This window comes from Aeromonas sp. FDAARGOS 1402 (assembly GCF_019046925.1).
GTDB classification, from domain to species: Bacteria; Pseudomonadota; Gammaproteobacteria; order Enterobacterales; family Aeromonadaceae; genus Aeromonas; species Aeromonas caviae.
This window is the reverse complement of the sequence record NZ_CP077201.1, coordinates 3,945,342-3,958,481: the sequence shown is the minus strand read 5'-3', so window position 1 is coordinate 3,958,481 and position 13,140 is coordinate 3,945,342. Positions and strand designations below refer to the sequence as shown.

Annotated in this window: 9 protein-coding genes; 1 reads left to right on the top strand and 8 read right to left on the bottom strand. The window is 62.5% G+C overall.

Translation table 11 applies throughout. The features are described 5' to 3' along the window. Positions 1-163 precede the first annotated feature (163 nt). The 8 genes from I6L32_RS18560 to nrfA all read right to left on the bottom strand — a co-directional run bounded on the left by I6L32_RS18560 (position 164) and on the right by nrfA (position 9,150). Positions 164-1,084, bottom strand: a complete 921-nt coding sequence (locus tag I6L32_RS18560) for a serine hydrolase (RefSeq protein WP_029314613.1) — start codon at positions 1,082-1,084, stop codon at positions 164-166. 350 nt (positions 1,085-1,434) lie between these two features. Next, positions 1,435-2,625 carry a heme lyase NrfEFG subunit NrfF gene (nrfF, locus tag I6L32_RS18555; protein WP_104452991.1) on the bottom strand — a complete coding sequence of 397 codons (1,191 nt, stop codon included), beginning with the start codon at positions 2,623-2,625 and terminating at the stop codon, positions 1,435-1,437. After that, on the bottom strand, positions 2,622-3,221 hold the full coding sequence (locus I6L32_RS18550; RefSeq protein WP_104452990.1) for a DsbE family thiol:disulfide interchange protein: 600 nt from the start codon (positions 3,219-3,221) through the stop codon (positions 2,622-2,624). The genes nrfF and I6L32_RS18550 overlap by 4 nt, the downstream gene beginning before the upstream one ends. Further along, positions 3,218-5,179 (bottom strand): heme lyase NrfEFG subunit NrfE, encoded by a 1,962-nt coding sequence (gene nrfE, locus I6L32_RS18545; RefSeq protein WP_053288409.1) that lies wholly within the window; start codon positions 5,177-5,179, stop codon positions 3,218-3,220. Before nrfE ends, I6L32_RS18550 begins: the two co-directional genes overlap by 4 nt. 162 nt (positions 5,180-5,341) lie before the next feature. Beyond that, a complete protein-coding gene (nrfD, locus tag I6L32_RS18540) occupies positions 5,342-6,295 on the bottom strand; it encodes a cytochrome c nitrite reductase subunit NrfD (protein WP_201935968.1) in 954 nt (317 codons plus the stop codon). 87 nt (positions 6,296-6,382) lie between these two features. Next, positions 6,383-7,063, bottom strand: a complete 681-nt coding sequence (locus I6L32_RS18535) for a 4Fe-4S dicluster domain-containing protein (protein WP_039041283.1) — start codon at positions 7,061-7,063, stop codon at positions 6,383-6,385. Further along, positions 7,060-7,653: a cytochrome c nitrite reductase pentaheme subunit gene (nrfB, locus tag I6L32_RS18530; protein WP_041211523.1), complete on the bottom strand. Its 594-nt coding sequence runs from the start codon at positions 7,651-7,653 to the stop codon at positions 7,060-7,062. Before nrfB ends, I6L32_RS18535 begins: the two co-directional genes overlap by 4 nt. Before the next feature lie 51 nt (positions 7,654-7,704). Beyond that, positions 7,705-9,150 carry an ammonia-forming nitrite reductase cytochrome c552 subunit gene (nrfA, locus tag I6L32_RS18525; RefSeq protein ID WP_216945226.1) on the bottom strand — a complete coding sequence of 482 codons (1,446 nt, stop codon included), beginning with the start codon at positions 9,148-9,150 and terminating at the stop codon, positions 7,705-7,707. Positions 9,151-9,911: 761 nt separating this feature from the next. Here nrfA and I6L32_RS18520 point away from each other — a divergent pair. After that, on the top strand, positions 9,912-11,249 hold the full coding sequence (locus tag I6L32_RS18520; protein ID WP_216944322.1) for an IS4-like element ISAeme15 family transposase: 1,338 nt from the start codon (positions 9,912-9,914) through the stop codon (positions 11,247-11,249). The last annotated feature ends 1,891 nt before the right edge of the window (positions 11,250-13,140 follow it).

Below are 13,140 nucleotides of genomic sequence, written 5' to 3'. Positions count from 1 at the left end.
GTGGCGGCCCTGTTGATGCCCTTGGTTTCTCTCTGCCTCCTTAACGAAGCACCATACGGTCGGGATCACTGGGGGAGAGCAGAAAGAGGCAATAGGGGGTGATTGCCACTCATGAAAAAGGCCCCCGCACCTGCCGGTTCGGGGGCCTTTGTTCTCGTAGCCGTTACTGGCTGCTGAAGAGCCTGGGCTGGGGAGTGGACTGCGCCGTCAGGGTCATGCGGCCCGAGGTTTCCAGCCAGCTCTTGATCTTTCTGGCATCGGCGACCCGTTCATCCGTGGTGTTGGCGTGAAGCAGCACCATGACCACGGGCTCGTTGTTGACCCGGGTTCCCATCACCAGGCAGCGCCCCGCCTCGCGGATGTAGCCGGTCTTGGAGACCAGAATGGGCCAGCTTCCTTCCCGTACCAGGCGGTTGGAGTTGAGGTAGTGCAGCTGGCGCTTGCCGTTGCGTACCAGACGCTGCTCGGAGGCGGTGTACTGGCGGATCAGCGGGTAGGTGGATGCGGCAGCAGCCAGTTTGGCGAGATCGTGTGCGGTGGAGACGTTGCGGGGGTTGAGCCCGGTGCTGTCGGCGAAATGAGTGCTCCACATGCCGAGCATGCGGGCCTTGGCATTCATTGCCTCGATAAAGGCCTTGCGGCCACCCGGGTAGTGCCGTCCCAAGGCGGAGGCGGCGCGGTTTTCAGAGGACATCAGTGCGATGTGCAGCATGTCGGCGCGACTCAGACGTGAGCCCACCGCGAGGCGCGACCCCGTGCCCTTGAGTCTGTCCACGTCATCCATGGTGACGGTGAGGGTCTCGTTGAGGCGCTGATTGCCATCCAGTACCACCAGCGCTGTCATCAGCTTGGTGATGGAGGCGATGGACATCACCCGGTTGGCGTTGCGCTCTGCCAGTGTCTCGCCGGTTTTCGGGTTGACGACCACGTAGGCATCGGATCTCAGCGGCAGGTTGCTGCGGGGTTCGAGCAGGCTGTTGGTGGAAGAAGAGGTCGCAGAAAACGGGTTGGCATGGGCGCTTTCCATGCTGGCGGGAAGGAGGAAGGCGCCGAGCAGCAAGGGAAGAAAAGGACGAAGGTTCATGATTTGACTCTACTACGACTCACAGGGACATTTGGCTAAGTTATATGACGGGAATTGACGCTTCACAACGTCTGGTGGCCGGATATTTCCATTTTATGGGCCAGCGCACCTTGAAATCCCCCGCATCGGGGCTATTGGGCCCGCAAAAGGGAGTCATAGAGGCCTGCCAGGCCATGGCAGACACGCCACTACGGGGGCGCACTATATGCTGGCGAGGGGCGGGATGACGACTCTTTTTGCACCTTTCGGCGCCTTGGGATGATGAAGGGGTCGTTAATGGCGACCATGGCGATAAAAACGGCGCCCGGCAGGGAAGATGGTCCGCTGCATTATCGCCGTTTTGCCCCGCGTCATCCTCCCATCATTCGCGCGGTCTGAATGGCCTTGATCAGCGCGACCCGGTTGATGCGTGGGCGCTCCTCGTCCAGCAACTGCTGCCAGAGGGCGATGGCCTGGGAGTAGCGGCCGTGCAGGAAGTGATCGGAGGCGAGCAGCATCAGGGCGCTCACCTCACCCTTGTCCTGCTTGAGCGCGCTATCAAGCAGACGCTGCGCCTCCGGGGTGAGCTGCTGGCCCGCCTGGTAGTAGAGCACGGTGGCCTGGGCGGCCTGGGTCGCCGCGCTGGCGCCCCCTTCTTGCAGGGCGAGGCGCTGGTAGGCGAGCAGGGCATTGTCGTACTCGTCCCGATAGAGATAGAGCTGGCCGAGCGCCGCCCAGCCGTCGAGATCGGCGGGGTTGGCTTGCAGACGCTGGTGCAGGGCGCCCAGCTCCTTGTCCTGCAGATCCCGCGGGCTCAATCCCGCCAGCGGATCGGGGCGCGCCTGATACGCCTGCCACGCCTGATAGCGGCCGGTGCCGGCATAAATACCGGCCATCAGCGCCAGCAGCAAGGCCCCAAACAGCATCCAGGAGCGCAGCCAGGGCAGCGGACGGGCGGTGCGGTCCTTGGCCAGCCGCTCGCGCAGGGCCTGCTCGGCGGTTGGGGTGGCGTTGGCGAGGCGGGCCAGCTCCAGCTCCCGGTAGAGGCGGCTGTGGGGGGCAAGCCCCGCCTGCTGCTCGGCCATGATCAGCCGGTTCAGTTCGGCCCTGGGGTCGTGGGCGAGCACCCCCTCGGCTCTGTCGCCGACAAGCGGCACCCGCGCCGGTTGCCGGCGATGCAGGCTCCTGCGCAGGCGATTGAGGGCCAGCAACAGCAAGAGGGCGGGGCCGCCCCACAGCAGCGCCGTGCTGCGCTTGAAGGGGGGATCGTAGCGCACGAAATCGCCGAAGCGCTCCGTCATGCGGGCGATCACCTGCTCATCAGACTGCCCCTCGTCCACCCAGCGGTAGACCTCGAGCCGCAGATCCCGGGCGATGGGGGAGTTGGACTCCACCAGGTTCTGGTTCTGACACTGGGGGCAGCGCAGGGCGCGGGCCAGCTCCTGAGCGCGGGTCTGCCGCTCGGGGTGGCGAAACTCATAGGTGTCGACCCCGCTGGCAAGGGCCCCGAGGCTCAAGGCCAGCAAGAGTGGCGCTATCAGGGCGTGGCCGAGGCGGCTCATGGCTTGCTCTCCTGCACTTGTCTCTCTACTTCTCTCTCCGCTTCTCTTTCCACTTCGGGCTGGCTAGCGATGTTGCTGCGGGCCTTTGCAAGCTGGGGGGCAAACTGGCGTTGCCAGACTTCCCGGGTGAGCTCACCCGTGTGGCGGGTCAGCAGAGTGCCGTCACTGGCGAAGAGATAGGTTTCCGGCGTGCCGTAGACGCCGAGCTCCAGCGCGAGTCGGCCGTCGGGGTCGGCCAGCACGGCGCGATAGGGGTTGCCCGCCTCGGTGAGCCAGGCGCGGGCGGCATCCCCCTTGTCCCGGTAGTTGAGGCCATAGAGGGGCACGGCGCTGGCCAGATCACCCAGCAGCGGATGTTCGGTGCGGCAGTTGGGGCACCAGCTGGCCCAGACGTTGAGCACGAAGGGCTCCCCCTTGAGCGCCGCGGTGTGGATGGGGACGCCGCCAAACAGATCGTCACTCTGCCAGGCTGGCAGAGTGCGCCCTGCGACGGCCTCATCCTGGCTGTAGGGGTTGTTGCCAAGGCCGAGCCAGAGCAGGGCGCCGAGCCCCAGGGTGAGCACGAGCGGCACGAACAGGCGCAAACGGGCGTTCATAAGGACTCCTGTTCAAGCCGAGGGTAGGGGGCGGTCGCTGACGCAGGATGGCTAGCCAGCAGCGGTCGGCGGGCGAGCAGGCGCAGGGCGCCGCCCGTCATCATCAACAGGCCGCCGAGCCAGATCCAGCGCACCAGCGGCTTATGGTGCAGCCGCATGGCATAGGCGCCGGGTCCCATCTTCTCGCCAAGCACCACGTAGAGATCGCCGAGCATTCCCCATTTGATCCCGGGTTCGTTCATGTTCATGGTGCGCACGCTGTAGTGACGCCGCTCCGGGGTCAGCCGCGCAACCTCTTTACCGTCCTTGTGCACGCTAAGCGTGATGCGCTCGGCGGTGTAGTTGGGGCCGATGAGCGGCTCGCTCCCCTCGTAGCGAAACGCGAAGGCGCCGAGCCGATAGGGTTGGCCTGCGGCGAGTACCGCGCCCCCCTCCTGACTGTGGTGACTCACCTGCGCAATGCCGAGGGCGCACACTGCCACCCCGAGGTGGGCCAGCAGGCTGCCGAACCGATTGAGGGTGAGCTCGCGCAGGGCGATCGGTTGCAAGAGCGGGAGCAGCAGGCTGGCCATCAGCCAGAGGCTCAGCACGTTGGCCGCAAGCCCCAGCCAGCTTGCCCGCAGCGGTTCGGGATAGGCGAGGCTCAGCAAGGTGCCCCCCAGCAGGCCGAACAGGCATGGGAGCAGCACCGTGATGCGGCGCTGGGCTGCCAGATGTTGCCAGCGCAGGCGCGGCAGCTGGGTCATCAGCCCCATCAGGCAGAGGGCCAGCGGCACGAAGATGGTATTGAAATAGGGGGCGCCCACCGAGAGCGAGCCCAGATGGAGCGACTGGAACACCATGGGGTAGAAGGTGCCGAGCAGCACGCTGGCGCAGGCCACGCAAAGCAGCAGGATGGCGGCGCCGAGCAGCCCCTCTTTTGACAGCAAGCCAAAGCGGGCATAGGGAGCGCGAATGTCCGCCCGCAGGGCAAAAAGGGTGAGGGCGCAGGTCAATAGCAAACCGAGCAGCAACAAGAGGGTGAGGCCGCGGCTGGGGTCCACCGCAAAGGCGTGTACCGAGGTGAGCACCCCGGAGCGCACCACGAAGGTACCGAGCAGGCTCAGCGAAAAGGTAAAGATGGAGAGCAGCAACACGGCGTGGCCGTAAGCGCCGCGCTTCTCGCACACCACCAGGGCGTGCAGCAGGGCGGTGCCGAGCAGCCAGGGCAAGAGGGAGGCATTTTCCACCGGATCCCAGAACCACCAGCCGCCCCAGCCGAGCTCGTAATAGGCCCACCAGGAGCCCAGCACGATGCCGGCGGTGAGAAAGACCCAGGAGCCGAGCGCCCAGGGGCGGCTCCAGTGGGCCACGGCGCCATCGAGCCGACCCGAGTGCAGCGCCGCCATGGCGAAGGCGAAGTTGACCGCAAAACCGACATAACCGAGATAGAGCAGGGGCGGGTGGATGATGAGGCCGATGTCCTGCAGCATGGGGTTGAGATCGCGCCCCTCCAGCGGCCCCGGGAACTGGCGGTCAAACGGGCTGGAGAAGATCAGGGTATAGAGGCCGAACAGCCCGACGATCAGCCCCATGATGGCCAGTACCCGGGTTGTGATCAGCGGATCGACCCGTTTGGAGCAAAGGGCCACCAGCGCGCCCCACAGCCCCAGCGCAAAGACGAAAAAGAGCATGGAGCCCTCGTGGCCTCCCCACACGGCCGCCAGCTTGAAGCCAAGGGGCAGGGCGCTGTTGGCGTGCTGGGCCACATAGACCAGGGTGAAGTCATCCTGGCCAAAACAGCTGGCGAGCAGCAGCAGGGCGGCCACCAACAAGAGCGCGACCAGGATGGCCAGCGGCTTTGCGCAGCCCAGCAGCGGGCGTGAGGCGAGCCGCAGCCCCAGCCAGGGCAGCAGCCCTTGCAGCAGGGCGAGCCCGGTCGCCAGCAACAGTGAGAGATAGCCGAGCTCCGCCAGCACACAACCTCCAGTCAATCATTCGTCTATGTTATGCCGCAGCGTCTGCACCGTACCGGCGCTGGGGGATAACATCCACATTTCTGGCAACAATCAATCGCAACAACTCATTGCAACAAATAAGCGCCAGTCACCCGAGGGTGGCTGGCGCTGGTGATCATACCTTTAAACTACCGTCATCTGGCCGGCATAGAGCACGAAGTAGCGCAGCAGCAGGATCCCCACCAGGGTCAGGCTGCAGACCAGCACCAGATAGCCGTTTCTGGCCCGCAGCGGCGCGGGGGCCAGCAGGGCCAGCAACTGGGGCAGCAGCATGCCGATGCCCACCACCCCGAGCCAGAACACCTGAGCCCAGAAGCCGCTGCCGATGGCGGCCCACATGGCTGCCTCCTTCTGGCCGCCACCGAAGTAGAGGCCGGTAAAGAAACAGACCAGCAGCAACACCTCCACCGCCAGCACCGGCCGCTCGAAGCGGTGGACAAAGCTCACCCCCTGGCTGTGATGGTTCTCCTTGAACAGGGTGACCGCCAGCAAGATGGTGGAAGCGATGCCGGAGCTGACGCCGGAGATGAGGAACAGCACCGGCAGCACCGGGTTGTTCAAGAGCGGATAGGTCTTGAGCGCCGACAGCAGAAAGCCGGTGTAGGCCCCCAACAGTACGGCGAGCAGCAGCAAGAGTGGCGCCAGTAGCCGCTCGATGCGGGCAAGCCAAGCGATGAGATTATCCACAAAGGCGAACTTCTCTTGCAGCAGGTGACGGCGCAAGGTCTCGATCTCGGTCCGAAACACCACCGCCAGCCAGGCAAACAGCACCGCCATGTAGACCTGGAACAGCATGACCCCCATCGACATCACGGAGTCGAACTGGTAGTGGAACATCAGCTTCCAGAAGGTCCAGGGGCGGGCCAGGTGGAAGATGAGGATCAGTAACCCCAGCACCACGCTCACCGGCGCCAGAATGGCAGTCGCCTTGATGATGCCGCTCTCGCTGCCGGCTCCCTTGCGGCGCAGCAGCACCGAGAGGGTGGTGGCCCCGGCGGAGATGCCGAGCAGGAACAGGTAGATGGCTATGGGCCAGTCCCACACCAGCGAGGGGAAGTGAAATGCATCATGCAACATGATCCATTCCTCCTTCTGTTACTGCGGTAGATGGCGATCGGACAAATCCCCACACAAGGGAAGGGAAGTGAAATGCCTCTTGCATCGTCATGACTTTATCTCCCCTTTGGGCACGCGGTACATCTTGGGCGAAGTGCCGAGTGCCTGCTTGTAGCGATAGGTGGTCTCCTTTACCAGCCGTTTGGCGATGGGGCTGTCCGGGTCATCCAGATTGCCGAACACCAGCGCCTTGGTGGGGCAGGATTCCACGCACGCCGGCTCCTTGCCCGCCGCCAGGTTGGTCTTGCGGCAAAAGTCGCACTTGTCGGCCACCTTGGTCACAGGGTTGATAAAGCGCACCTGATAGGGGCAGGCAGCCAGACAGTACATGCAGCCAACGCAGAGATCCGGGTTGACGTCGACGATGCCATCCTCCTTGCGGATATGGGAGGCACCGGTGGGGCAGACGTGCACGCAGGGGGCGTTGTCGCAGTGCTGGCAGGACTTGCGAAAGAAGTGGTACTCGGCATCGGGGAAGGTGCCGATGGGGCCGGAGCGGATGATCTCGAGGCGCGAGACCCCCTCTGGCACCTGATTCACCTCCCGGCAGGCATCCATGCAGGCGGTACAGCCGATGCAGGCCGTCTCGTCGTGGAGCATGCCAAAGCGGACCCCGTCGATGGTCTGGCTGTGGGCGAGGGGGGTAGCAAGGGAGCGAGTCGGCCCTGTCATCATGATGAGGGCCCCCGCGCTCATCCCCGCCATGAAGTGACGGCGAGAGCAGCTCATGGTACCTCCTTGCCCGAGGTGGTGTTCGCCTTGGCCGCCTTGACGGCCTCATGCTGCTTGCTGTGGCAGTCGACGCAGAGCTTGATGCGAGACTTCTCCGGAATAGCCACCATGGGCTCCTTGGCCGGGTGCAGCTGGTGGCAGCTGGTGCAGGTGAGCTTGGTGGCGTGCACGTCGTGGGCCCAGAGCGCCTCGCGCAGCACTTTGGGCTCGTGACAGCTCATGCAGACCCCGTTCTGCTCGGCGATGGGGTAGCGCTCGGTACTCTGTTTGTCATTGAAGCTGTCGCTAAAGCGCATCACGTCCTTGACCCCTTCCCGGTGTTGGGGGGAGGGTTGACCGTGGCAGTTGGTGCAGGTTACCGGCGCCAGGTTGTTGGGGTTGGTCGCCTGGCCGTGCTTGCCGTGCATGCCTTCGACCTGCTCCTTGTGGCAGTCGGTGCAGGCCTTGTCGGCACTGCGCAGAAATTCCACTTCATGTGTAGTCGGTGCCGGGGCGGTTGCCGCATCGGCCGCCTGGCCCTGCAGGCTGGTCAGCAGCATGGCTGCCATCAGCATCAGTCGTAAGAAATCCATTGTTAAATCACCCATAGGAAGTCTCCATCCGGCTGCGGGCCCGACACTGCGGGCCCGCATGCCTCGTCATTGTGCGAGCCGTCCGGCCGCTTTGGCCTCGGCATCCCAGGCGGGGACTGTGGTCTTGAGGAACTGGGCCTTGTCGCTGTTCATCTGCTTCATGTCCATCCCAAGAGCGGCCTGGGCCTTCTCCTTGCTGGAGATGTCAGGAATGGCGATCTCGTGGCTGATCCCCTTGGCGGCCAGCAGGCGTGCCAGCTTGGTGCGGGCGTCGGCGGCCTTGTCCAGGGCGGTTCCCAGCATGCGCAGCGCCACTTCCGGGGCGTGCATCTGCACCCCGTGGGAGGCGATGGAGAAGTCCCAGCGCCATTGGGCGTGACGGATATCCTGCAGAATGTCCTTCATCTCGGCCTCGGTGGCACCGGCATCCCAGGCGGCCTTGGCTTCAAAGTGGGCGTGCACCAGCTGCTTCTCGACTTTGAGCTTGATTTCGGTGACGGCGTCCTTGCGCTGCTTGACCACCCCTTGCAGCATCTCCTTGCTCTGGGTGTGGCAGTTGCGGCAGGTCTGGTCGAAGCGATCGAAGGGGTTGCCTACCTTGTGGTCGGTGTAGACCTTGCCTTGCTCGTTCTGCACCTTGGGCATGTGGCAGTCGACGCAGGCGACGTTGTTCTGGCCGTGAATGCCGGCGCGCCAGGTCTCGTACTCCGGATGCTGGGCTTTGAGCATGGGGGTCTTGGAGAGGGCATGGGTCCAGTCGACAAAGCCAATCTCGTCGTAATACTCTTCCATCTGCTCAACAGTCGTACCCTTGTCCCAGGGGAATTTCACCGCCTTGGTGGGGCCGCTGAAGTAGTACTCCACGTGGCACTGGCCGCACACCTGAGACTGCTGATCGAAGCGTCCCTGCTCCTTGAACGGCTTGCCGATGGCGGTCATGGCCCGGTCGGCATAGGGACGGGAGAGGTGCAGGGCGGGTTTCCCTTCCTTGAACTCTTTCGAGGCGGTGTCGTGGCAGTCGGCGCAGCCGATGGTGTTGACGATCTCCGGTCCGCCTTTTGCCCACATGCCCTTGAAGTAGCCATCCTCACCCTTCTCGTCGATGACGCGGGCCACGTCCGGGCCTTTGCAGCTCCAGCAGGCCATGGGCAGCGGACCGTCTTCGGCAGTCTTGGGGGCGCCGGTACGCAGGGTTTCCCGCACGTCGGTCAGCGCATAGAAGTGGCCGCGCGGCTTGTTGTAATCCTTGGAGAAGGGGTAGCCGGCCCAGAGCACCACCATCTGCGGATCTTCCGCCAGGGCGTCGGTGCGCTCGCGGCTCTCGCTGGTGCCTTTCCAGCTGGTGAACTGATCGGTGTGATCCTTGGCGAACAGCTCGCTGCGCGCCTCGATCTTGCCCTTGCTTTGTGCCTCGTCGGCCGCCTGTGCCAGACTGCCAGCGCCCAGCAGGGCGGTCAGCAGCAGGGCTGCCAGCCCTGGTCGAAATAGCTTGTCATATGAACCCACGGTCATCACTCCCAGATAAAAGTCCATGTCGGGCCTGACCGTTCCATCTTGGTGTGGACATCTGTGCTCATCATCGACGGGCATGGCAGGCCGATCCATTGTTATGGCTGCATATAAATCGGTGTTTATGCAATTGCTCGGGGGGATAATACCAAATGGGTAAAATGGATAATTATTTATCCCCGTGGGAGTTGCGCTAGATCAATTGAGGGGGGGGAGGGATGCCAAAAGTGCGATCCAGGTGGAATTATTGAACCTCATCCGAGGGTTATTTCCACCCGTTCTCTTTTGATGAAAATAGGTAAAATCGATGTTCATCATGTTGGCGAGGAGGGCTGGGCGAGAGGCGGCGGAGAGATACACCGCATGCAGAGAGAGAATAAACTGCTGATATTGAATTTAAATTCAATATTAAGCTTGCGAAGGGGTGAGGGGGAGGCTTCGGTTTTCCATCACCATGGTCCCTGTCAAGGGACTTTGTGACAGAAGCTGTCGTAGAAATGGGTGCCAAGAGAGCCATCTGTTTTCATGAAAGGGAAAATAAGGGCTTTATTCCAGCATATTCGCGGCTTGATAGCGTCTTATTGAATTTAATAGGACGGTTGGCGGCATTTACTTTCGATATTTTCGAAAATGACGAAGGGTTATAGGGGGTTATTGACGGTAAAATAGCCGCCTGTCACGGCAATGCTGATCAGTTAAGGATCCATTGACCGATCCTTCTGCTGTAGGACAATCCGGAACCAATCACTAGTTCCGGATTTTTTATGTCTATTGCAAACGATCTGAACGATGTTGTTGAGGCATCTGGCGACATGCTGGCTCGGCTGGCCATTTTTGCCGACCATATTCCCGACGAATGGATTACTGCCGCTGCCGCCTTGTCTGAAAAGGCCACTATCCGCCGACGCCGCTTACCTTCTGATATGGTCTTGTGGCTCGTCGTGGGGATGGCCTTTTTCCGCAATGAGCCCATCTCCGAGGTCGCTCGGCGCCTCAACATCTGTGCAGAAGGGTTGGCCAATGATGCCTTGCTCGCGGACAGTGCCCTGTCTCAGGCCCGTCAGCGACTCGGCAAACAGCCGCTCGAGTGGCTGTTCAAACAGTGCGCCGATGTGTGGGGGCGGGAACGTTATCCTGAAGACGATTGGCACGGTTTACAGGTCTTTGCCATCGATGGGGCCCTGTTCCGAACCCAGGATATGCCTGAACTCAGAGCACATTTCGGCTCGGGTAACACCTCAACCAACCGGCAGACACTCTACCCGATGCTGCGGTTGGTCACGCTCATGAATGTCCGCTCGCATGTCATTGCCAACGCGGCCATCAGCCCGTACCGCAAAGGGGAAATCCCCCTGGCCAGCGAGTTCATTCACTCATTGCCGGACAAGTCAGTGACCCTGCTGGATAAAGGCTTCTTCGGTGCCGACCTGTTGCTGCGTATTCAGGCCGAAGACACCGACCGTCACTGGCTCATCCCGGAACGCAAGGGGCTGGTATACACGGAACTTGAGCGCTATGGCGACGGTGACCGTCTGTTGCAAATGACGGTCTCGCCTCAGGCTCGCAAGAAAAACCCGGCGTTGCCGACACACTGGCAAGTTCGCGCAGTGACCTATGAGGTGGCAGGCAAGGAGAAAACGGTCTTTACCTCCCTGCCCGTGGCGCGATTCAGTGCAGCTCAGGTGGCGACCCTGTACCACGAGCGCTGGGAAATCGAGCTGGGATACCGGGATATCAAAAGCGCGATGCAGCACAACGCCATCACGCTGAGAAGCAAGAAAGTGAACTTGGTCTATCAGGAGCTGTGGGGATTGCTGCTTGGATACAATCTGGTCAGGCGGGAGGCCAGCCAGGCCGCCGTAGCCCATCAGCGAGCGCCCAATGAGGTGAGCTTTAAGTTTGCCTGTCAGTTCATCGCGAACCAGATGGCAGTGATGGCGGGCGCGTTATCGCCAGCCCATACGCCACGGAGGTTGGCGGAGTTGCGGGGCTGCATAGGCGTCATGTTCATAGAAAAACGCCCCAGGCCATCGAGACCCAGGGCGGTGAAGATATCAAAGACCCGTTTTCCGGTAAATCGCAATGCGGCTCCGCTTAAGTGAACAGCATTGCGGTGGTGACCGGCAAGGAGGCGGCCCTCGGCGATCCGCTGGAGGTGATTGTCAACGTGAACCCGCTGGCGGACGACGCCAAGCTGACGGTGCGCGAGATCCAGGGCAAGGAAGATACCCTGATCGATCTGGGCAGCAAGATTGGGCTCGCCCATCTGGGAGACACCACGGATGGCTCCGAGCAGCTGTTCGTGCGCATCAGCGGCCTGCCCGCCGGTGCCACCCTGCTGCTGGGCGGGGTGGCGGTCACTCTGGATGCCAACGGCTACTACGAGGTGCCCTATGACCGCATCAATGACCTCAAGCTGCTGCCGCCCAAAAACAGCAACGTCGATTTCGATCTCACCATCAAGGGGGTGGTGAAGGACACCGCCATCCTGACCGATGCCAGCGGCCAGACCCACACCGTGGTGAACGAGAAGGAGACCGGCAGCCAGAGCCTGCACGTGGATCTGGTGGGGGTAGTGGATGAACCCCATTTCGATCTCAATACCACCGACTGGACCCAGGATGGCAACGGCTACAGCATCACCATCCAGGAGGATGGCCGGGCACCGCTGGACTTCAAGCTCACCTCGGGGGAGTGGACGGATACCCCGCTCGATCACTCGGAAACCCTGAACCTGGTGCTGGAAGGGCTGCCGGAAGGGGCCAGGGTATTCGACGGCAATGGCAAGGAGCTGACCCTCACCTTCGCCGGGCTCGATGGCAAGGGCAATCCCCTCTACCAGGTGGATGTGACCAGCCTCGGCAACCTGCAGATCCAGCCGCCCCTCAACAGCACCGCCGATCTGCACCTGGTCGGACACGTGGTGGTGACCGAGAACGACGGCGATCACAAGAGCTTCGACGTGCCCCTCACCATCAAGGTGGAGCCGGCCATCGACGCCACCGACTATGCCAAGACCAGCCATGGCCTGGAGGATCAGTTCACCGTCCTCGACTGGCAGCCTGACCTGACCGACGGCGCCGAGAAGGTGACCCACCTCAGCCTTTCCGGTATCGAACCCGGGTATGAAGTCTGGATCCGCGTGGGTGGGGTCGAGACCCAGCTGACCGTGAGCGGCGGCGCTGTGGACTTGAGCGACGCCGAGCTGCAAAGCCTGCTCGGCGGTGGCCAGCTGCTGGTGAAAGGGCCCGAGGACAGCGACAGGGACACCACCCTCCAGAGCCATGTCACGGTGACACAAGTGGATGTGGACTCCAGCGCCACTGCCCAGAAGGTGATCGACGGCACCCTGCATGTGGATATCCAGGCGGTGGTGGAGCCCGATGGCAACCTGGTGCAGACCGGTCAGCTGGAGAGCCCGGACGGGCACGACATCCCGCTGGACGGCGTCTTCGTGTTCGAGGATCTGGACCCCAGCAGCGATGAGGTTATCGACTACCTGGTGATCAGCGATCTGCCCCCCGGCTTCGTGGTGGTGGGCGGCATCAACGATGGCAAGGGCAACTGGACGGTGCCCCACGACGCCCTCGGCAGTTATGCCCTGCGCTCGCCGGATGGCTTCACCGGCACCGTCACCTTCAAGGTGAGCGCCAGGGTGGTCGACCTTGGTGACAACAACGAGGGGGATGTGAGCGCCCCGGCCTATCGGGAGATCACCGCCAGCGCCGACTTCCATGGCGCGACCCACTCGGGTCAGGTGGCCGCCGATGTCGATTTTGATAACAGTACCCCCATCACCGGGGTGGAGGATCACGGCGTCAACTTCGGCAGCCAGCTCAAGCAGATGGTGACCCTGGGCACGGCGGACAGCGGGGACGACGAGCTCAGCATCGTCATCACTGGTCTTCCTCCGGGCGTCAACGTACAGGGGCTCACCTATGACTTCGTCAACGGCGAGTACCTCATCAAGTTGCCGGGTGGCCTCGATGATCT